Source organism: Altererythrobacter ishigakiensis (assembly GCF_001663155.1).
In the GTDB taxonomy this organism is placed as follows: domain Bacteria; phylum Pseudomonadota; class Alphaproteobacteria; order Sphingomonadales; family Sphingomonadaceae; genus Erythrobacter; species Erythrobacter ishigakiensis.
In genome coordinates this window covers 824,449-843,521 of the sequence record NZ_CP015963.1, presented here as the reverse complement: position 1 = coordinate 843,521, position 19,073 = coordinate 824,449, and the positions used below count along the sequence as shown (strand labels likewise).

The 19,073-nt window shown below is 56.7% G+C and carries 23 protein-coding genes; 8 read left to right on the top strand and 15 right to left on the bottom strand.

What is annotated here, in order from left to right; genetic code table 11:
• The first annotated feature begins 105 nt into the window (after positions 1-105).
• Positions 106-1,020, top strand: a complete 915-nt coding sequence (locus A6F69_RS04100; RefSeq protein WP_067597722.1) for a glycoside hydrolase family 16 protein — start codon at positions 106-108, stop codon at positions 1,018-1,020.
• Here the strand turns inward: A6F69_RS04100 and hemF are convergent, their stop codons facing one another.
• Complete coding sequence (gene hemF / locus A6F69_RS04095; protein ID WP_067597718.1) at positions 1,021-1,878, bottom strand: oxygen-dependent coproporphyrinogen oxidase; 858 nt, start codon at positions 1,876-1,878, stop codon at positions 1,021-1,023.
• A gap of 65 nt (positions 1,879-1,943) precedes the next feature.
• Between hemF and pdeM the strand changes: the two genes are divergently transcribed.
• The 6 genes from pdeM (at position 1,944) to A6F69_RS04065 (ending at position 8,753) form a co-directional block, all read left to right on the top strand.
• Complete coding sequence (gene pdeM / locus A6F69_RS04090) at positions 1,944-2,636, top strand: ligase-associated DNA damage response endonuclease PdeM (protein ID WP_067602425.1); 693 nt, start codon at positions 1,944-1,946, stop codon at positions 2,634-2,636.
• Between the two features lie 99 nt (positions 2,637-2,735).
• Complete coding sequence (gene infC / locus A6F69_RS04085) at positions 2,736-3,254, top strand: translation initiation factor IF-3 (RefSeq protein ID WP_067597715.1); 519 nt, start codon at positions 2,736-2,738, stop codon at positions 3,252-3,254.
• 232 nt (positions 3,255-3,486) lie between these two features.
• Complete coding sequence (locus A6F69_RS04080) at positions 3,487-4,659, top strand: DUF547 domain-containing protein (protein WP_067597712.1); 1,173 nt, start codon at positions 3,487-3,489, stop codon at positions 4,657-4,659.
• 242 nt (positions 4,660-4,901) lie between these two features.
• Positions 4,902-6,356: an SLC13 family permease gene (locus A6F69_RS04075; protein ID WP_067597709.1), complete on the top strand. Its 1,455-nt coding sequence runs from the start codon at positions 4,902-4,904 to the stop codon at positions 6,354-6,356.
• 204 nt (positions 6,357-6,560) lie between these two features.
• Positions 6,561-7,880 (top strand): cystathionine gamma-synthase family protein, encoded by a 1,320-nt coding sequence (locus A6F69_RS04070; protein ID WP_067597706.1) that lies wholly within the window; start codon positions 6,561-6,563, stop codon positions 7,878-7,880.
• A gap of 45 nt (positions 7,881-7,925) precedes the next feature.
• A complete protein-coding gene (locus tag A6F69_RS04065) occupies positions 7,926-8,753 on the top strand; it encodes an SDR family NAD(P)-dependent oxidoreductase (RefSeq protein ID WP_067597703.1) in 828 nt (275 codons plus the stop codon).
• Between the two features lie 24 nt (positions 8,754-8,777).
• On the opposite strand, the gene A6F69_RS04060 is transcribed toward A6F69_RS04065, so the two are convergent.
• Complete coding sequence (locus A6F69_RS04060) at positions 8,778-10,109, bottom strand: DUF418 domain-containing protein (RefSeq protein ID WP_067597701.1); 1,332 nt, start codon at positions 10,107-10,109, stop codon at positions 8,778-8,780.
• A 148-nt stretch (positions 10,110-10,257) separates the two neighbouring features.
• On the bottom strand, positions 10,258-10,791 hold the full coding sequence (locus A6F69_RS04055; protein ID WP_067597698.1) for a J domain-containing protein: 534 nt from the start codon (positions 10,789-10,791) through the stop codon (positions 10,258-10,260).
• A 163-nt stretch (positions 10,792-10,954) separates the two neighbouring features.
• Between A6F69_RS04055 and A6F69_RS13045 the strand changes: the two genes are divergently transcribed.
• On the top strand, positions 10,955-11,125 hold the full coding sequence (locus A6F69_RS13045) for a hypothetical protein (RefSeq protein ID WP_157092818.1): 171 nt from the start codon (positions 10,955-10,957) through the stop codon (positions 11,123-11,125).
• Here A6F69_RS13045 and pal read toward each other — a convergent pair.
• The 12 genes from pal to hisB form a co-directional block, all read right to left on the bottom strand.
• Complete coding sequence (gene pal / locus A6F69_RS04050) at positions 11,122-11,643, bottom strand: peptidoglycan-associated lipoprotein Pal (RefSeq protein WP_067597695.1); 522 nt, start codon at positions 11,641-11,643, stop codon at positions 11,122-11,124. The two genes, A6F69_RS13045 and pal, sit on opposite strands and share 4 nt — an antisense overlap.
• Positions 11,644-11,701: 58 nt before the next feature.
• Positions 11,702-13,099, bottom strand: a complete 1,398-nt coding sequence (gene tolB, locus A6F69_RS04045; protein ID WP_067597692.1) for a Tol-Pal system beta propeller repeat protein TolB — start codon at positions 13,097-13,099, stop codon at positions 11,702-11,704.
• Complete coding sequence (locus A6F69_RS04040) at positions 13,096-13,863, bottom strand: hypothetical protein (protein ID WP_067597689.1); 768 nt, start codon at positions 13,861-13,863, stop codon at positions 13,096-13,098. The genes tolB and A6F69_RS04040 overlap by 4 nt, the downstream gene beginning before the upstream one ends.
• Before the next feature lie 13 nt (positions 13,864-13,876).
• Positions 13,877-14,323 carry an ExbD/TolR family protein gene (locus A6F69_RS04035; RefSeq protein WP_067597686.1) on the bottom strand — a complete coding sequence of 149 codons (447 nt, stop codon included), beginning with the start codon at positions 14,321-14,323 and terminating at the stop codon, positions 13,877-13,879.
• On the bottom strand, positions 14,323-15,021 hold the full coding sequence (gene tolQ, locus A6F69_RS04030; RefSeq protein ID WP_067597682.1) for a protein TolQ: 699 nt from the start codon (positions 15,019-15,021) through the stop codon (positions 14,323-14,325). Before tolQ ends, A6F69_RS04035 begins: the two co-directional genes overlap by 1 nt.
• Complete coding sequence (locus tag A6F69_RS04025; protein ID WP_067597679.1) at positions 15,018-15,470, bottom strand: YbgC/FadM family acyl-CoA thioesterase; 453 nt, start codon at positions 15,468-15,470, stop codon at positions 15,018-15,020. Before A6F69_RS04025 ends, tolQ begins: the two co-directional genes overlap by 4 nt.
• 101 nt (positions 15,471-15,571) lie before the next feature.
• Positions 15,572-15,949, bottom strand: a complete 378-nt coding sequence (locus A6F69_RS04020) for a histidine triad nucleotide-binding protein (RefSeq protein WP_067597676.1) — start codon at positions 15,947-15,949, stop codon at positions 15,572-15,574.
• 2 nt (positions 15,950-15,951) lie between these two features.
• On the bottom strand, positions 15,952-16,278 hold the full coding sequence (locus A6F69_RS04015) for a phosphoribosyl-ATP diphosphatase (protein ID WP_067602422.1): 327 nt from the start codon (positions 16,276-16,278) through the stop codon (positions 15,952-15,954).
• A gap of 14 nt (positions 16,279-16,292) precedes the next feature.
• Positions 16,293-17,075 (bottom strand): imidazole glycerol phosphate synthase subunit HisF, encoded by a 783-nt coding sequence (gene hisF / locus A6F69_RS04010; RefSeq protein WP_067597673.1) that lies wholly within the window; start codon positions 17,073-17,075, stop codon positions 16,293-16,295.
• The gene (gene hisA, locus A6F69_RS04005) at positions 17,072-17,800 is read right to left on the bottom strand and encodes a 1-(5-phosphoribosyl)-5-[(5-phosphoribosylamino)methylideneamino]imidazole-4-carboxamide isomerase (RefSeq protein ID WP_067602419.1); all 729 of its coding nucleotides are present in this window, start codon (positions 17,798-17,800) and stop codon (positions 17,072-17,074) included. The genes hisF and hisA overlap by 4 nt, the downstream gene beginning before the upstream one ends.
• A 37-nt stretch (positions 17,801-17,837) precedes the next feature.
• Positions 17,838-18,467, bottom strand: coding sequence for an imidazole glycerol phosphate synthase subunit HisH (gene hisH / locus A6F69_RS04000; RefSeq protein ID WP_067597670.1), 630 nt, complete (start codon positions 18,465-18,467; stop codon positions 17,838-17,840).
• Complete coding sequence (gene hisB / locus A6F69_RS03995) at positions 18,460-19,053, bottom strand: imidazoleglycerol-phosphate dehydratase HisB (RefSeq protein WP_067602416.1); 594 nt, start codon at positions 19,051-19,053, stop codon at positions 18,460-18,462. Before hisB ends, hisH begins: the two co-directional genes overlap by 8 nt.
• Positions 19,054-19,073 lie beyond the last annotated feature (20 nt).

Genomic DNA, 19,073 nt, shown 5'->3' with positions numbered 1-19,073 from the left:
TTATTGCAACGCAAAAACTGTTCATCCGTATTCTGGCCACCACAAACTAGACTTCACAGGTGAACGCATTAATGTGAACGTTAACAGAAGGGATGCATTAAGCCTATGCAGTTTAAATTCCACTCCGCCGCTAAAATTTTGGCAATGGCCTTCGGACTAGGGACGGCGAACTTCGCTGCAACCGCACACGATCACGCAGTTTCTACGACAGATTCTGAAGAACACGAGACCATATTCCGTGAAGAGTTCAACGAAGGCAGGTTGGACCGCGAAAAATGGAACGTGGTAGGCGTGGATTTCTGGGTTAATAACGAGCAGCAAGTCTATATCGACAGCGAAGACACGATTCAATTTAGGAGTGATGTTGAGGGCGCCGATGGCGGCGTACTGGTGCTCAGGCCGATATTCAGACCTGGCATAGATCCCAATCCCGAGCGCCAGGCCGACTTCGTATCCGGTCGAATTGATAGCAAAGGAAAGTTCGACTTTACGCATGGCCGCGCGGAAGCACGCATCAAGCTGCCCGATGCGGAAGGTGTATGGCCGGCATGGTGGCTGCTGGGCAATGGCAAATGGCCGACGACCGGCGAAATCGACATTATGGAGTATGTTGGTGAGAAAGACTGGATCGGAGTGGCTCTGCACGGAACGAACTACTCCGGCGAAACGCCCTTCGTGAACAAACATTTCTTTCCAGCCGGCACCGATGCCACCGATTGGCACATCTACTCTGTTGAATGGACCGCAGAAACGATAACCTTCGAGGTGGATGGGAAGCTGATTTATCGAGCAACCAAGCCCATGGTAGGGTTTTATGGTGAATGGCTATTTGACACGCCGCAGCATCTGATTTTGAACTTCGCGGTCGGCGGTATTTATCCGCTGAAGACCAACGGTATTACAGAACCCTATGTCGGTGTGCCAAGAGAAACAGTCGACAAGATCAAAACAGGTGAGATTGCGATGCTGGTCGATTGGGTGCGGGTCTATGCACCTGAGGTGACCTCGCCAGACGAATAGTCAAGTCCATACCGCTTCAGGCGGCAAGCTCATCAAAATCGCATCGATGTTACCACCGGTTTTTAGGCCAAACAGCGTGCCCCGGTCATAGACCAGATTGAACTCTGCATAGCGCCCGCGCCATTCAAGCTGAGTCTGTTTATCTTCCGGAGTAAATTCGGTGTCCATCCGGCGCCGTACCAACTGCGGATAGATATCCAGAAACGCCTTGCCGACATCCTGTGTGAAAGCAAAATTGCGATCGAACGCTGCGTCATCCTCGCATTCTAGGTGGTCATAGAATATGCCGCCCACTCCGCGATGCACGCCGCGATGTGGAATGAAAAAATAGTCATCCGCCCATTTCTTGAAACGCTCATAGTAAGTCGGGTTATGGGCTGCGCATGCTGCACGGAAACGCGCATGAAAGTCAGCCGTATCCTCTTCATAAGGGATTGGCGGATTAAGATCGCCACCGCCGCCAAACCATGCCGCCTGAGTGGTCAGGAAACGGGTATTCATATGCACAGCAGGCACATGCGGGTTCGCCATATGCGCGACCAGACTGATGCCCGTGGCGGTGAAGCCGGGGTTCTCTGGTGACGCTCCATTCACGCTGGCTGCGAATTCTGGTGCGAAATTGCCTTTGACCGTAGAGACATTGACGCCGACTTTCTCGAACACCTTGCCTTTCATCAGGCCTTGCACACCGCCACCAGGGTCTGAGTTTCCTTCTTCTTCACGTTCCCATGGCGTGTACTGGAAACTAGCATTAGAGCCCGCCTCGCGTTCAATCGCCTCAAACTCTGCGCATATGGAATCACGCAAGCTTTCGAACCATTCTTTCGCGCGTGCAGTGTGTGATGTCCAATCGGCCATAAATTTCCCTCATCCGTCCAATGTCCCGTCTTGCCAAACCATTGGAGGCGCGGCAAGTAATGATCATGGTTCCCCTTTCGTTCGCAGGTCAGGAAATGCTGCTGGTTGATGGCCGCGCGCTGTATTGGCCGCGCGAGCAAGCCTTGCTGGTCGCGGACCTCCATCTGGAAAAGGCGAGCTGGTATGCCATGGGCGGCCAGATGCTGCCGCCTTATGACAGCCGCGAAACGCTCGAGCGGGTGGCGGATGCCGTCAAACGAACCGGCGCCTGCCGCGTAATCACGCTGGGGGACAATTTCCACGATGATGAAGGTACTTCGCGGCTCGACCCTTTTGCGGCAGGCATGCTTGAGGGGCTGACCCGCGCGCTCGACTGGGTCTGGATCACCGGCAATCATGACGAAGCGATGCATCGTTCATTCGGCGGCGAGTTGACGGAAGAACTGGAGATCGGCGGGATCGTGCTTCGGCATATCGCGCAGACCGGCGAGGCGCGTCCGGAGCTGTCGGGACACTTCCATCCGAAGGTACGCGTGAAAGTCCGGCAGCGCCATATCAGCAGGCCATGCGGCGTGCTGAGCCGCAGCGCTGATCGTGGCGATCGTATGATCTTGCCCGCATTCGGGGCATTGACCGGCGGAATGGATGCCTCCGCGCCTGAAATCCGCGCTGCGCTCAGCCCCGCAGGCACCATCGACGCGGTGCTGCCTGCAAAAGGAAAGCTGGTGCAATTACCGTTGTGGCGCCAAGCCGCCTAACCCCTAGCCTTCGCGCTCGATAGTCCCTACATAGCGACCCGCACGCAGAATCACGGCTGTAACAGGAGAAAACACATAGCCCGTCCACCCCGGCGACAGATGGCCCCGCCCGTAAAAAGCGGCCCTCGCTACGACAATTTCATTCAGTCCGACAAAGTGCGCGTGATTGACCATGAGGGCGAGAACCTCGGCGTCATGTATACGCGCGAAGCGATTGAACAGGCGGCCGAAGTAGGTCTGAACCTGGTAGAAGTATCGCCTAACGCGGACCCGCCAGTGTGCAAGTTCCTGGACGTCGGCAAACACCGCTACGAGGCGCAGAAGAAAGCCAACGCGGCGCGCAAGACGCAAAAGACGCAGGACATCAAAGAGATCAAGATGCGTCCCAATATCGACACACATGATTATGATGTGAAGATGCGGAACGTGAACAAGTTCATTGAACATGGCGACAAGGTGAAGGTCACCCTACGCTTCCGTGGGCGCGAAATGGCGCACCAGGAATTAGGCATGGACCTGCTGAAACGCGTGCAGGAAGACATGGCTGAGATCGCAAAGGTCGAAGCATTTCCGCGGCTTGAAGGGCGCCAGATGCTGATGGTTCTGGCGCCTAAGTAAGCACTCCGCCATTTTGAATCATGAAGGGGGACGCATTTGCGTGCCCCTTTCTCTTCACCAGTATAAACAATTTGGTGTCTTACTTCGACAAAACACCACTTCTATTCGACGAGCGTCATTGAACGTTCATGGACTTATAGTATTGTCTCGCCAGTAAATTTCTTCCCCCGGGCGGGCACCGCAAAGTGTTTCATGCGTTGTTTGCCGAGAAATTCCCGATCGGAGCCCCGTTATGTTGAAGTCCCTTCTCGCTAGCGCCAGCCTTGCGGCCATCGCCCTGTCGCCGACAAATGCGTTAGCGGACTCCCCCGAATTCTCCGCTGTTTCGACTTCTACCAATGCCGCACCGGCAAATTCCCAGTTCGATATCTTTGCGCCTCGCGAACGCACCAATGCAGACCGTATCGATTATACGGCCTGGGGATCAGCGATGAATTATCTCGTCTATCCCATGGGTCCCGCGATACGCGAGGCTCCTTCTCGGCCACAGGCTGGCACAGGTTCGCGCCGCATCTACGGTCATGATTCCCGCTACCGGATGGAAGGCAATCGGGTGATGTTTTCGTTCTTCACCGATGAACTTCGTCAGATGGTATCAGATTATCGCGCCGAGCTGGAGCAACTTGGCAACCAGATCGACATCACAACGTTGTCGCGTAATGAACAGCTAGCTTACTGGCTGAACCTGCACAACGTCGCAGTCATGGAGACGATCGCGCATGAATGGCCGATCCGCCAACCGCGCGAGATCGAGATCGATGGAATTCCATTCGACCAGGCGAAATTCATCACAGTGCGCGGCGTTCGTATGAGTCCGCACGACATCCGACACCAGATTGTATTTCGCAATTGGGAAAACCCAAAGGTCATCTATGGTTTCTGGCGCGGTGACATTGGCGGGCCTTCACTGCCCAGCGACGCCTTTACCGGCATGAACGTGTCGCAAATACTCGAGCGCAACGCCCGCGAATTTGTCAATTCGCTTCGCGGGACTCAGAACCGCGGCGAGCGACTGCAGATCAGCACGATCTATGACGAAGCCCGACCTTACTTTTTCGCCGATTGGCCCAGCGACATCCGATCGCATCTCAATGGTTATGCTAATGAAGAGGTAGGTGCGATAATTGCAAAGACCGCTTCAACTGAGAGCGTGATTTACGAAGCTGATATTGCTGACCTAGCCGGCGGCGTACGCGAACCGACTTATTCCGAAGTGGTCACTAATGGCCGCGATGGTATCCAGCGTACACAGTCTTTCCGCATTCCCCAAGGCACCGCGCGTCTGCTGCGTGAGCAAGCCCAGCGTGTCGAAAACGCGCGCGAACAAACGAAGCCGCGCACAGGAACCGTCATCTTCAATCCAATCAGCCTTCCAGGGCAAGACAATGACGGCGAGGTCGAGTAACCTGTTCACCTGAAATTTAATTGCATTGAATAAGGGGCGCGGCCAGCGATGGTTGCGCCTTCTTTATTTTGAAAACGACGAATTATGTCGCTGTGATACAGTACGGATGTCTATCGACCAACTAATCACTTCAAGGCGTGGGCAGATTTAGTTTGCTCCCGTTTCTTGACGCAGGGCCTGTCAGTGCACTCGCATTGGCAGGCCCAATTCGCTAGAGCAGGCGCAAGGAGAGAAAGCGCCGCATGACAGCACAATCGATTGGCCGGATACTTGGCCCGCTCACCTTTGCGATCACCGCATTGTCGGCACCTCCAGCGGGCATGAGCACAGAGGCCTGGCTCGTAGCAGGACTGGTTGTATGGATGGCTGTCTGGTGGATCACTGAAGCGATTCCGCTGACGGCCACCGCCCTGCTGCCATTCGTGGTGCTGCCGCTTTCAGGGGTAATGAATGCGCGGGAGACAGCCAGCGCCTACTACGCACCAATCCTGTTTCTTTTGCTCGGCGGCGCTTTCATCGCGTTAGCAATCGAACGAACCGGGCTGCACAAACGGCTCTCATTGGCGATCCTAAATGCAATTGGAACGAGCGGCGGCCAAACGCGTCTTCTTCTCGCCTTCATGATCAGCGCCGCGTTGCTTTCGATGTTAATCTCGAACACTTCAACCGCGCTGATTATGATGCCCATGGCGTTAGCAGTTCTGGCTGGAGCGGAAGCCAACTACGCCTCAGGTAGTAAAACGGGAGGCCTACAAGAAGGCCTTTCGGGCGCTCTTCCCATGGGCATCGCTTTTGCCGCAAGTATCGGCGGACTTGGCACGATCGTTGGCTCGCCAACGAATGGCATCGCGGTCGCGCTGCTGGATGACATGATTGGTCTCAAGATCAGCTTTGCGCAATGGATGTTCTATGGTCTGCCTGTCGTAATACTTGGCGTTCCCGTCGCCGCAGTTCTGATCAGTTGGGTTCAGAATGTGCGTGAGCATCCGTTTGATATGGCCGCGGCGCGAAATGCGATCAGCGACAATGCTCCATGGACGAGTGCCGAGAAACGGCTTGTCCCGGTTATTGTCGTGACGTTCCTGTTCTGGATGACACGGCGTTGGGTCGCACCCTATCTGCCAGAGGGCAGTTGGACCGATGGTACAATCGCCATTCTGGCGAGCTTCGCGTTGTTCCTCCTGCCCGACGGCACCAAGGAAGACGGCAAGGGTCGCCCCATGCTCAGATGGGACGAGGCAAATCGGGCGCCCTGGGGAGTCATCATGATGTTCGGCGGTGGATTGGCACTTGCCGCCGGCATGCAGGCCTCCGGACTGGCAGAATGGCTTGGCAATGCGCTTCTGCCGCTGGAAGTGGTTCCATTGATTGTGATCGCGCTCGCAATTGTCGCAATGGTGGTGCTGGTGACCGAATTTGCCAGCAATGTCGCAACCGCCAGCGCGATCATCCCGGTGATTGCCAGTTTGGCCGCTGCGCTTGGCCTTGGCGAGCAAGCGATCCTGCTTGCCATGCCTGCTGCACTGGCCGCCAGCTGGGGCTTTATCCTGCCAGCCGGGACCGGGCCCAATGCCATTGCCTGGTCGACCGGGCGGCTCAAAATTCAACGTCTGGTCAAGGCCGGGGCTCTGCTCGACATCGTGGGAATATTCCTGATCGTCTTCATGGTTTGGGGCATCGCTGCAATTGCCAGTTGATTACATCTGAAACCGGTTGAAGCGCATTGCACTTCTCGGTATCTGCGCGAGTGATCTTTTTTGGCATCGATGCAGATGCGTTCCTGCGGAGGTTAGGAGCGGGGGGCCCGATCGCCACATTTCAGCTCCTGCCTTCCTGGGAGCGTTGCGGGCTTTGCCAATCGCAAAGCATTTCGGCAGCGCCCGCGCAATGGGAAGACCTCAATGACAGACGCTATCGACCCGGTTGACCAACCAACCCCTCGCCGTAAGCCCAAAGAGCCGATCACAACCATCAATGGCCGGCCGATGAAGCCATCAACGCTGATGATGGGCCACGGCTATGACCCTGTTCTGTCCGAAGGCTCTCTCAAAGCCCCGATCTTTCTCACCAGCACATTCGCGTTTGAGAGCGCGGCGGCAGGCAAGCGACATTTTGAAGGCATCACCGGCAAACGCGAAGGCGGTGCAGAAGGCCTAGTCTATTCGAGATTCAATGCGCCCAACCAAGAGATTCTGGAAGATCGCCTTGCGATCTGGGACGGCGCAGAAGAAGCGCTGAGCTTCTCCAGCGGTATGACCGCGATCGCAATTCTGATGCTAGCTGCATGCAAGGCAGGCGACGTGATCGTCCATTCGGGACCGCTTTATGCAGCGTCCGAAGGTTTCGTCGCGAAGATCATGGCAAAATACGGCGTTACATATGTCGATTTCCCGGCTGGCGCGACGCCTGAGGAACTGGACATTGTGCTGGCGAAGGCCAAAGCTCAAGCCGAGGAGCAAGGCGGCGAAGTGCCGCTGATTTATCTCGAAAGCCCCGCCAACCCCACGAATGCACTCGTCGATGTCGAGGCCGTCAAGGCGGCGCGTGACAAACATTTTGACCCGGCTCGCTGTCCGATAGCGATCGATAACACTTTTCTTGGCCCGCTGTGGTCGCGCCCGCTTGAGCATGGCGCGGATTTGGTGGTGTACTCGCTGACAAAATATGTGGGCGGACACTCTGATCTTGTTGCAGGCAGTGTATCAGGCAAGAAACGTTTCATTGATGCGATCCGCGCGCTGCGCAACACCATGGGTGGAATCACCGATCCGAACACCGCATGGATGTTGCTACGCTCGCTTGAGACAGTTGAGCTACGCATGGAGCGCGCCGGCCAAAATGCCGAGAAGGTTTGCGCCTTTCTGAAGAACCACCCGAAGGTGGATGGTCTCGGTTATCTCGGCATGATCGAGGATCCGCGACAGCAAGACATCTATGCTCGCCACTGCCTTGGTGCGGGCTCCACCTTCTCTGTCTTTATCAAGGGCGGCGAGGCTGAATGCTTCCGCTTCCTTGATGCGTTGAAGGTGGCAAAGCTGGCTGTAAGCCTTGGCGGCACAGAGACACTTGCAAGTCATCCTGCATCGATGACGCACTTGAGTGTTCCGGATGAACGCAAGGCTGCGCTTGGCATCACGGATAACCTGGTGCGAGTCAGCATTGGAATTGAAGATCCGGACGACCTGATCGCGGATTTTGATCAGGCACTGGCGAAGGTCTGAGACTGCGCCTACACTGCCCTCTCACGCGATTGGGAGGGCAGCGTAGTGGCTTCAAAGAAACCCGTATTCCTTGTCATCGGTGCGGGTGCTGGCATCGGTGGACATGCCGCCGCACGATTTGCAGCCGGCGGCTATCATGCGGTCCTGGCGCGGCGCAGCGACGAAGAAGGGCTTGCGCGGCTTGTCGGCCAGATCGAGGAAGCGGGCGGCACCGCGACCGGCGCCCTGCTCAATGCATCCGAAGATGGCACTATCGAGGATCTGGTCGAGCGAATTGAAAGCGACATCGGTCCAATCGAATGCGCGCTTTACAATCTCGGCGCGCAAATCGGTAACCGCAAACTGCATGACACGCCGCACAAGACGTTTGAGTTGGGATGGCGGCTCGGGTGCTACGGCGTGTTTCGTCTCGCCCATGCGATGTTCCCGGCGATGGTAGAACGTGGCAGGGGCAGCCTGCTCGTTACATCAGCCACTTCGGCAGTCCGCGGTAATGCTGGACAGCATAGTCATGCCGCCGCCATGGGCGGACGGCGCATGCTGTGCCAGACATTAAACGCTGAATTTGGCCCGCAGGGAATTCATATCGCGCATATCGTGGTTGATGGTGCTGTTGATGCACCTGACACATTGGGCAAGTTGCTGGGTGACAAATTTGAAGCGTTCAAAGCCATGAAGGGCGAGGAAGGTGTGATTGATCCTGCATCGCTAGCGGAAACATACTGGCATCTGGCGCAGCAACCTAAGAATTGCTGGACGCATGAGATCGATGCGCGACCGTGGACTGACGTCGCATGGTGGAATGACAATCCGAACCCTGAGATCAATTCAAGCGCATCGAGACCGGGATTTGCCGGGCCAAGTGACGGCTAAAGACTATCTCCCCGAACTAGCTGCTTAAGCAGCAGCCGGTCTACGAAAGCCGGGTTTCTGCCAGTAGGTCAGCAATCGCCAGAACCACTCAAGCGGGCCAAAGCGGTAGTGCCTGAGCCATATCGGGCTGATGACAAGCTGAACCACGCAGATCGAAGCCCAAATATAGTAAAGTTCATGTCTTTGAAGGGCACCGAAAAGCCCGAAGCCGGTAAAGATTATCGCGCACACAACGCTATGTGTCAGATAGTTGGTCAGCGCCATTTGGCCGACAGCAGCCATTGATCTGCGCAGCCAGCCGAACAACCCCGATCGATACAACAGCAGGAGCAAGCCGAGGTGTCCCAGTGTCATGGAAAGGCGACCGACATCGAAGGTAACATTAGCCTGACTGAAAGCGAGAAGACTGAAGTTATTGTCCACGATCCATCGGGCTTCCATTACGTTGACCGGCAGACCGATGCCATATCCTACTAGAACCATTCCTACGTAAAGTGCGACTGGCCGCGCGAGCGTCAAGACTCCCAGTTTGAACAGCGCCATTCCGATCAGCATCATTCCAAAGACGTCGCCAAAGGCATAATAAAGATGAGTGGTTTGCAACCATACTGCCAAGGGCGCGATGGCTTCTTGCGTTGAGCGCCAACCGTTCCTGTGCGCTGCGATATCGGCTGCGACAGCTTCAGCGGACAGGGTGTGCTCGGCCTCAGCGGCCCTCCACGCGGAAATGGCAGCGGTCTGTTCCTCAGTAAGGGTTCCGCCTGCATTTTCCACTGCCAGCGCTGCTTGCGCTTGTTCGTACGATTCAAGACTGTCTTGCGCAAAACTGTAATTATTGAACGCGACAAGCGCGAGAGAAGCCAGTCCGATGGCAATCAGCCAGCGCGGCATCAGCTTGCGAAACCCGTAAGCAAACAAGGCGGTGACGCCATATGTGTATAAGATATCGCCAGGCCACAGCAGAATCCAGACATTGACCATGCCGAACCCGATCAGCCAAAGGTTGCGGCGCATATAGATGTCGCTGGCATTCACTGGATCCCTCTCTTCCAGCTTGGAGGTCAGCAAGATTATGCCCGCGCCAAACAAGAGCGAGAAAAGCCCTCGCTGAGTACCATCAAAGAAGATTTGGATGACTTGCCATGACATCAGGTCAGCGCCTGTCGCACCGCCATTATTGAGCGGGTTGTAATAGGCGTTCGAAAGCCCGAACCCAGTGATGTTCATCAGCAGTATGCCAAAAAGTGCCCAGCCACGCACAAAGTCAAGCGCGCCGATCCGTTCGTTGCTCCTCGTTGGCGCAACAGCAGGTTCGCCAAGCGCGTGCTCCAAATTTTCGGAATAGGTCGTTGCCATTTTTACCGCCCCCCACGGCAAGCTCGACCCTGGTCACCATGCTTGAGCCTAAGTTACGTTCTTGGCAAGAGAAAAGGGGGAGTTGGCTTGTAAGGATTTGTCTTCGGCAATCTCAATCTTGCCTTGATAATCGTGGGCCGGTGTAGCGCTAGCCCCGCCATTCTCTCCGTTCTTCTGCCGATTTCAGCACCTCATAGGCTAATTGCAGTTTCTGGAACTCGGCCGCGGCTTCCTTGTCACCTGGCTTGACGTCAGGATGAACCTCTTTCGCCTTTTCGCGCCAGGCTTTCTTGATTGCGGCGAATTCAGCATCGGCCTCAAGTTCAAGAACATCTAGCGCGCGCATTTCGTCTGCGCTGCGAGAGCCATCGCCTGCTCCGGCCCAACCGTAATGCGAAGCTTCGGCATAGCCGGCAGATTCTTGCCTTTCGGCCTTCGCGCGCTCTTCCTTCTGCTCCTTGTCCAGCCCTTCGAAATAATCCCAGCCTTTGTTGTACTCGGCCGCATGTGCCTGACAGAAGTACCAACGATCTGGGCTGTTGGGCGATTTGGGCGCCGGGCAATCGCCCGGCTCTTCGCACCCGTGTCGGTCGCAGAGTCGCACTGTGGTGGCTTCGCGCGCCGAGCCATAGCCACGCCAGCGGGGAAACCCCCAATCATTGGATCGCGTAGCTTTAGGCATAATGTGTCGTTGGTCGGATTGGCATGACACCTAGTCTAGGGATGGTTGCGGCTATTGCAAATGCATGGGAACCAATTTCGAATTGAAATGTTGCATTGCAACACATCATTCATGAATTGCGGCTAACCGGCCGTCTCAATGCGAAGACCCGAAATACAAGATCATGAGCAAACAACTCGCCATATCCAGCAGCTTCTGCACATTCGCGCTTACCGCGATGGTTCTGTTTGCGTCACCGGACCAAAGCAGCCTGCACGGCAGTGATCCGTTCATGGTTGTGCAGGCCGAGAGCACTTCTCTCGACCTGCAGGTTCCTTCCTTCTTTCGCGATTAGTCGATTACAACACTCACCGCGCGACGGTTTTGTGCCCAGGCTTGCTCGTTTGACGCAAGGGCAACAGGCCGCTCCTTGCCGTAGCTGACTGTGGCTATACGGCTGGCGTCAACACCTAGACCCACAAGATAGTTCTTCGCTGCATTGGCACGGCGCTCACCTAAAGCGAGGTTATACTCACGGGTGCCGCGTTCGTCGGCATGTCCTTCGACGGTGATACGCACCTGAGGATAGCGGGCAAGGTATTGTGCTTGAGACTGCAAGGCCGCCGCGTCCGCGCTATCGATGTTGAAGCGGTCAGTATCGAAGTAAATCACGTTCTGTCCGTTGACCGCGTCTTCGAAATGCGCCTGACTTCCCACGGAGGGGCCAGTTGGCGTGGGTGTCGCCGCCGGAGTTTGCGTTGGTGCACTTGTGGATGGCGGCGGTGGAGGCAGCTCTTCCGGAGCCTTCTTCGCACAAGCAGCCAGAGTTGTGGCCGAGGCCAGCAAAACGACAGTTGCAAAACGTTTATTCATTGCTTTTTCCTCTCGGGAGATGGGTTTTGCCACCAAATAATAACACAAAAGAAGAGATTTAGGGGAGTATTGGTCCCCACGCCGGATCCGACGCGTCCACCGGCGTCGGCAGTCTCCTTTCATTGCGACCCGTCAGGTCGACTTGCCAAAGGGCCGAACGGCCGGAGTTCCGCTCCGTTCGGAAGAATTGGATTATCCGGCCGTTCGGAGCCCACGTAGGCCCCTCATCCTGCCAGCCGCTCGTCAAGACGCGCAGGTTTCGGCCATTCGGGCTCATCACTGCAATGTTGAAATCGCCCGCGATCCGCGTGAAGGCGATCTGATCACCGCGCGGGCTCCATTCAGGGTTCGCACAACGCCCACCAAAGAACGTGATGCGGCGTTGGTTTGTGCCATCTGCGTCCATGATGTAGCACTGCTGACTACCCGAACGGTCGCTTTCAAACACGATCTTTGAACCATCAGGTGAATAGGACCCGCCGATGTCGATCCCCGGTGTATCGGTCAGACGCACGCTGCGTCCGCCGGAGGCAGGTACGCTATAGATATCCGTATTACCCGCCACCGCCATCGAATAGAGAATCGTACGACCATCCGGGCTCCAGCGCGGTGCAAAGGTCGGATTGCTGCTCTGCGTGACAAGCGTCTGACGCCCGGTACCGATGTCATAGACATAGAGCCGGGGGTTACCATCGACGTAGGACAGATAAAGAAGCTGGGAATAATCAGGCGAATACCTCGGCGTCAGTGCAGTCGCGCTGCCCAGCGTCAAAAAGCGATGGTTAGCACCATCACTGTCCATAATCGCCAGCCGCTTTACACGCCGGTCTTTAGGGCCGGTCTCCGCAATGTAAGCAATGCGACTGTCGAAGAACGGGCTTTCCCCGGTCAGTCGCGCGTAAATGATGTCTGAGCATTTGTGCGCCGCTCTGCGCCAATCGGCAGGAGGAACAACCCAGCCTTCGCGGACCAATTCGTCCTGCAAAGCGACATCATAAAGGTAACAGCCGACGACAAGCCTGCCGTCTCCACGTGCCCTGACATAGCCGTGTACCAGCATCTCTGCGCCGCGCCCGCGCCAGCTTCCCCAAACGGGATCCGTAATCTGCGCAAATTCCGGCTGGGGCAACCGGTTTGGTCCGATCGGGCGGAACAAGCCATTGTTTTCAAGATTTGAGGTAATAACATTGGCAATCTCTACCCCTAGTGCCGCTGTCCCGCGTGAGTTAGCTGGCGTATCGACATCGCGATCTGCAGCAAATCCGGGGATAGCAATGGACAGGTCAGACCAGTCATTCTCGTCAGTAACTGTGAAGGTGAGCCCGCCTTCAGCATCTTCGCCGGAGTCCTGCGTTCCCGTGGTTTCAACCTGACCTCCTTCGGCGACAGGTTGAGCCAAGTCTTGTGCAGCAAGAGGCGCAGAGACAAATGCAAGGGCAAGAATGAGTTTTTTCATCGAGAGAGATTCCTATCGAAACGCGCGCCTCGGATCGACTTCCACGCGTTATAATACTCGGCAGGCAGGTCAAACGGCGCGGCGAGTTGCACTGCACGGATTGCGCGCTCAGCATGAAGACCCGCCTGCGGACGATTTGACGAGTTGATCCCGGATTGGCGGAGCACACGCGGGCGGCCTACCAATGTACCATCTTCGTTGAGGTTGAACGCGAGTTCGGTAACCAGCAATTCTGCATCGACCCCAGAAGGCGCATTCCAATGCGGCTTTATCTGGCGCGAGATGGCCTGGACCAGACTGGCCCGGGCGCTTCTGCCGATCTCGTCAGCCGGAATTCGAGTATCGTCAGAAGACGCGCTCGAGCCAACGCCCTCAAGGAAATTATCACCCACTTGTGTACCCGTCGCCTGGCGCGGCGGTGTTTGCGCGGCTTGCCTCGGTTGCGCAGTCACAGCTGTTTGTGAATTGTTGCGCGGAGGCTCGCGGGTAAGTTCTGTCGGAGTCTCCCTATCCGCCTGTTCGACTTCGGCCTGAACTTCTTCTGCCACCGTGGGAGCCATCGCAGCGCGACTATCAGGCGCGATTTGAGGCGCAGTCGAAGTGAGCGACACATCGGTTGCAAGGCTGACTGTCATGCGCTCCGGCACTTCCAGCCCCTCGCCCGGCCCAGGCTGAAACAGCAAGACGCCAGCGAGCGCAAGATGCAGCGAAATGGCGACCCCAAGGCCCCATTTTTCGTCTTGCCGAAGCGCTCTCGTTTCCATTGCGGTGTTCTGACTATGGTACTGTTTGTGAACTATTGGTGACCAGCGAGATTGAATTGAACCCAGCACGATTCAATTCGCCCATCACCGCCATGACACGGGCATATTGGAGGCTGCGATCACCACGCAGCACAATCACCGGCCCCTGACCGTCAGCCCCGCGATCAATTGCCGCCAGCGCCTCTGGCAACCCGCCCGTTTCAACCCGCGCATCTCCGATGAAGATCGTTCCGGTGGGATCGATGGTAATGGTGACTTGATCGGGCGTCTGGTTAATCGGATTGGCGCGACTGTCCGGAAGTTCAACCGGCACCCCAGAAGCAAGCAAAGGTGCCGTCACCATAAAGATAATCAGCAGTACCAGCATGACATCCACAAACGGCGTGACGTTGATTTCCGCCATCGGTGCACGTTTGCGGCGTCGCCCGGTTCTGCCGGAAGAGGGGACGTACATTGCCATTATGCCTTATCCAGCTCGTAGCTAAGGCTTGCATGAAACTTGTCGGCGAAGCGCTGAAGCTTGGCTTCATAGCGGTTCACGCGGTCGCTTAATCGGTTGTATGCAATGACCGCCGGTATCGCAGCGAACAGGCCAATGGCCGTAGCGAACAGCGCTTCCGCAATGCCCGGTGCGACCACAGCCAGCGAAGAGCTTTCCTGCATACCTATCTGGAAGAAGCTGTTCATGATGCCCCAAACGGTTCCGAAAAGACCCACGAACGGGGCAACAGAACCAGTGGTGGCGAGAAAGCCCAATCGCGAAGAAAGTTCGTCTGCCTCTTGCGCCACCTGGCTTTCCATCATGCCCGCAAGTCGGCTGCGCGTCCCTTCGCGATCAACTGGCGGATGCTGAACCGAGCGTTTCCACTCGTTTACCCCCGCTGCGGCAACACGCGCGGGCGGCAAGTCCTTCCGCGCACGGCCAGTGGTGAGCGCGTCGAAATCATCCGATTCCCAGAAATCCGCCTCGAAATCGTTGCTACGACGTTCGATCTTTCCCATGCGCAAGCTGAAAGAAACGATGATCGTCCACACCCAGACACTGGCAAGTATCAGTCCGATCATCACTGTTTGAACAACAATGTCCGCCTGAATGAATAGGTCCAGCGGATTGAGCCGTGTCGGGGCCGCTGCCACGAAGTTCAGAAAAATGTTCATGCGAGATTGTCTTCCATGAAATCCTTGAATGCCTTGCGCCATTCGGCCGGTTGGCGGCGCGGCCGCCCGTCAAGTGATATGAAGCCAACGCGCAATGACGCTTCGCAAAGCGGCTCTCCATCGCGGGTGGCAATTTGGTGCATGCGGCAACTGGCCGCGCCCAGCTCTGTACAAGTCGTCTCAATCACCACGTCATCATCGAGCTTGGCCGGTCGCAGATATTTGAGATTGACCTCTGATACCGCATACGCGCCCTCCTCGCCCTCAATCGCTTCACGTTGATCGATTTTCAGCATTCGCAAGAGGTCACTGCGCGCGCGTTCAAACCAGCGAAGGTAGTTCGCATGGTAGGTGATGCCCGAGAGGTCTGTGTCCTCGTAATAGACACGCACAGCGTAGAGGTGCCGAGCACCGTCGAATACGCCGCCAGGAGGAACAGGTTTAACCATCAAGAAAGCCACCTAAAGCAACGGCGATTCGCTGCAAAGGCCCCAATTGCTTCACACACCTGAACGACGGCAAAACGAGTCTGGCGTGCGATCAGCAGCGATCAGCGTGCCAGCATCGGGCCCAATGGGTGACCGCCAAAAATGTGGACGTGCAAATGCGGCACTTCCTGATGCCCATGTCCCCCAATATTGGCGAGCAAGCGATATCCAGGCTCCACCAGACCCTTTGCCCGGGCGACTTCGCCCACCGCGCGAACAAATCCCGCAATCTCTTCGGCTGTAGCCTTTGCGGAGAAGTCTTCCCAACTGACATAGCGCCCCTTTGGGATCACCAGGGTGTGAATGTCGGCCTGCGGATTGATGTCCTCAAACGCATAGGCCCATTCGTCTTCATAGACCTTTGTCGAGGGAATTTCGCCGCGCAGGATCTTCGCGAAGATGTTGTTGTCATCATAGGGCTGCGTTGCATCGATCGGCATGGCTATTCGCTCCTGCTCGCTTTTTCTTCAATTCCAGAGGTGCCTTCGCGGCGATCGAGTTCTGCCATAACTTCGTCGAGCGAAACGCGGCGCGCCTGCAACAGCACGAGCAAGTGAAAGATTAGGTCGGCAGCCTCGCCGACCACTTCCTCGCGCCCGCCCGAAAGTGCGGCGATCACAGTTTCTGTGGCCTCTTCGCCCAGTTTCTGCGCGATTTTATCGATACCCTTGGCATAGAGGCTGGCGACATAGCTGCTGTCGGGCGAAGCGGATTTACGGTCAGCAATCACCTGCTCAAGACGCGCCAATATATCAAGATTTGTATCCATCAGAATATTCTCGCTCAAACCCCGCGTGCGGGCAAGCCTGCTGCCCGCAGAGCAGCATGTGCCTCGGAAATCGAATGGGTTCCAAAGTGAAAGATGCTGGCCGCCAGCACCGCGCTGGCATGCCCCTCAGTCACTCCCTCAACCAAATGCTGCAGCGTGCCGACACCGCCGCTCGCAACCACCGGTACATTGACCGCATCTGCAATGGTACGGGTTAATTCAAGGTCGTAACCTGCCTTAGTTCCATCGCCGTCCATTGATGTGACGAGCAGCTCACCTGCTCCCAATTCTGCAGCCTTCTTCGCAAATTCTATCGCGTCGATCCCGGTCGGTGTGCGCCCGCCGTGGGTGTAGATTTCCCATCTTGGGCCCTCTTCACCGTTTGGGGCAATGACACGGCGCGCATCAACACTCGCAACCATGCACTGGCTGCCAAACTTTTCAGCAATCTCGGCAACTAGCTCGGGGCGCTTTACCGCCGCGCTGTTCACAGCGACCTTGTCCGCCCCTGCCAACAACAGCGCGCGCGCGTCTTCGACCGAGCGTACCCCGCCACCGACGGTCAGCGGCATGAAGCACACTTCAGCAGTGCGCCGGACAATATCGAGCAGTGTCCCGCGCCCTTCATGGCTGGCGGAAATGTCAAGGAAGCACAGCTCGTCCGCGCCCGCTTCGTCATAGGCCTTGGCCTGTTCGACCGGATCACCGGCGTCCTTCAGGTCGACAAAGTTGACGCCCTTGACCACGCGGCCATCGGCAACGTCGAGACAGGGTATGACGCGGATACGGACGGTCATTCTCGCCCCGCCAATGCAATTGCTGCAGCCAGATCGAGCCGGCCCTCGTAGAGTGCCCTGCCAGTGATTACGCCCTCGATCCCTTCATGGGCGTTAAGCGACAGCACGTGAATGTCATCCAGCCCTTTCACCCCGCCGCTGGCGATCACGGGAATGTCCACGCGCCGCGCCAGATCGAGCGTCGCGTCGATATTACATCCTTTCAGCATTCCATCGCGGCCAATGTCAGTGAACAGCAGCGAAGCAACGCCTGCGTCCTCAAACCTGCGGGCAAGATCGACAACCGGAACATCCGAGACTTCAGCCCAACCTTCGGTTGCGACCATGCCATCCTTGGCATCAACCGCGACAACGATGCCGCCTTCCCATTCTTTCGCCATGTCTTTGACGAATTCGGGATCCTTCAGCGCGGCCGAGCCCATCACCACGCGCGCTAAGCCTAGATTGAACCAAGCCTCAACAGCCTTCGCGTCGCGAATACCGCCGCCCAGCTGCACATAGCCCGGGAACTGTTCAATGATGGCTTTGACCGCTTCTACATTGCGCCCCTCGCCCGCAAAACTGCCGTCCAGATCGACGACATGCAGGTGCTGCGCGCCCGCATCAGCAAAGATCATGGCCTGTGCCGCGGGATTATCGCCGTAAACGGTCGCGCGATCCATGTCGCCTTCTGCCAGCCGCACGACTTCGCCAGCTTTCAGATCGATGGCTGGAAATACGATCATGGAGTTTTCTCCGATGGCCATGCCGCCCGCGCGAACATCACGGTCTCCACTCCAAAAATCTCTCAAGCATCGCCAGCCCATAGGCTTGGCTCTTCTCGGGGTGAAATTGCACGCCCAGAATATTGTCACGCGCAACCGCTGCCACAAGTCCTTCGCCGTGGTCTGTCATCGCGGCAACGTCCGATCCGTTGTTGGCGGCAAAGTGGTAAGAATGCAGGAAGTACGCCTCGCCCTCCTCGATCACCGGATGCCGCTTTGCGTGCGGAAGCATGGCAACATCGTTCCAACCCATATGTGGAACTTTGATCGACGGGTCGGATGGCTCAATCAGCCGAACATCGCCTTCGATCCAGCCAAGCCCGGGCGTTTCGCCATGCTCAAGCCCACGTGTCGCGAGCAGCTGCATTCCGACGCAAATCCCAAGAAACGGCACGCCTTTTTCAAGCACGCGCTCCTCAAGTGCTCCAACCATGCCGGGGATCGCACCAAGCCCCTTGGCGCAAGCCTTGAAGCTGCCGACACCGGGCAGAACGATACGGCGAGCGCCGCGTACCAAATCAGGGTCGGCGGTTACCGCGATATGTTCGGCACCCGCTGCCTTCAGCGCATTGTGTACGGAATGCAGATTTCCGGCGCCGTAATCAATCAGCGCAAGCGCTTCAGCCACCTAGCTGTCCTTTGGTGCTGGGAATTGCCCCGCCTTTGCGCGGGTCTTGCTCGACCGCAATGCGCATCGCGCGCGCGAACCCCTTGTACAGCGCCTCGCAAATGTGGTGGTTATTAGTGCCGTAGAGCAGCTCCATATGCAGCGTTATGCCGGCCGTCTGCGACACCGAATGGAACCAGTGCTCGATTAGCTCGGTGTCCCATTCACCCAGCTTCTCTTGCGTGAAACCGGCTTTCCACACGAAGTACGGGCGACCTGAAATATCCAGCGCCACTCGCGCCAAAGTCTCATCCATCGGCGAATAGGCGCTGCCATAACGGCCAATCCCGGCCTTATCGCCTAGCGCATCAGAGATGGCTTGGCCCAAGGCTATCGCGCTGTCTTCAGTCGTGTGATGTTGATCGACATGCAGATCGCCGTCGACCTTCATAGTCACGTCAATCAGCGAATGCTTCGAAAACTGCTCGACCATGTGGTCGAGAAATCCAATTCCCGTGGAAACTTCATAGTTTCCAGTACCGTCGAGGTTCACCTCAACCAGAATCGCTGTTTCCGCTGTCTTTCGCTCAATCCTGCCAGTACGCATGAGGGCGCTATAAGCGCTCT

Coding starts and splice junctions, on each gene's coding strand:
- A6F69_RS04100 (WP_067597722.1), top strand. CDS start 106: ATGCAGTTTAAATTCCACTCCGCCGCTAAAATTTTGGCAATGGCCTTC.
- hemF (WP_067597718.1), bottom strand. CDS start 1,878: ATGGCCGATTGGACATCACACACTGCACGCGCGAAAGAATGGTTCGAA.
- pdeM (WP_067602425.1), top strand. CDS start 1,944: ATGGTTCCCCTTTCGTTCGCAGGTCAGGAAATGCTGCTGGTTGATGGC.
- infC (WP_067597715.1), top strand. CDS start 2,736: ATGGCCCCGCCCGTAAAAAGCGGCCCTCGCTACGACAATTTCATTCAG.
- A6F69_RS04080 (WP_067597712.1), top strand. CDS start 3,487: ATGTTGAAGTCCCTTCTCGCTAGCGCCAGCCTTGCGGCCATCGCCCTG.
- A6F69_RS04075 (WP_067597709.1), top strand. CDS start 4,902: ATGACAGCACAATCGATTGGCCGGATACTTGGCCCGCTCACCTTTGCG.
- A6F69_RS04070 (WP_067597706.1), top strand. CDS start 6,561: ATGACAGACGCTATCGACCCGGTTGACCAACCAACCCCTCGCCGTAAG.
- A6F69_RS04060 (WP_067597701.1), bottom strand. CDS start 10,109: ATGGCAACGACCTATTCCGAAAATTTGGAGCACGCGCTTGGCGAACCT.
- A6F69_RS04055 (WP_067597698.1), bottom strand. CDS start 10,791: ATGCCTAAAGCTACGCGATCCAATGATTGGGGGTTTCCCCGCTGGCGT.
- A6F69_RS13045 (WP_157092818.1), top strand. CDS start 10,955: ATGAGCAAACAACTCGCCATATCCAGCAGCTTCTGCACATTCGCGCTT.
- pal (WP_067597695.1), bottom strand. CDS start 11,643: ATGAATAAACGTTTTGCAACTGTCGTTTTGCTGGCCTCGGCCACAACT.
- tolB (WP_067597692.1), bottom strand. CDS start 13,099: ATGAAAAAACTCATTCTTGCCCTTGCATTTGTCTCTGCGCCTCTTGCT.
- A6F69_RS04040 (WP_067597689.1), bottom strand. CDS start 13,863: ATGGAAACGAGAGCGCTTCGGCAAGACGAAAAATGGGGCCTTGGGGTC.
- A6F69_RS04035 (WP_067597686.1), bottom strand. CDS start 14,323: ATGGCAATGTACGTCCCCTCTTCCGGCAGAACCGGGCGACGCCGCAAA.
- tolQ (WP_067597682.1), bottom strand. CDS start 15,021: ATGAACATTTTTCTGAACTTCGTGGCAGCGGCCCCGACACGGCTCAAT.
- A6F69_RS04025 (WP_067597679.1), bottom strand. CDS start 15,470: ATGGTTAAACCTGTTCCTCCTGGCGGCGTATTCGACGGTGCTCGGCAC.
- A6F69_RS04020 (WP_067597676.1), bottom strand. CDS start 15,949: ATGCCGATCGATGCAACGCAGCCCTATGATGACAACAACATCTTCGCG.
- A6F69_RS04015 (WP_067602422.1), bottom strand. CDS start 16,278: ATGGATACAAATCTTGATATATTGGCGCGTCTTGAGCAGGTGATTGCT.
- hisF (WP_067597673.1), bottom strand. CDS start 17,075: ATGACCGTCCGTATCCGCGTCATACCCTGTCTCGACGTTGCCGATGGC.
- hisA (WP_067602419.1), bottom strand. CDS start 17,800: ATGATCGTATTTCCAGCCATCGATCTGAAAGCTGGCGAAGTCGTGCGG.
- hisB (WP_067602416.1), bottom strand. CDS start 19,053: ATGCGTACTGGCAGGATTGAGCGAAAGACAGCGGAAACAGCGATTCTG.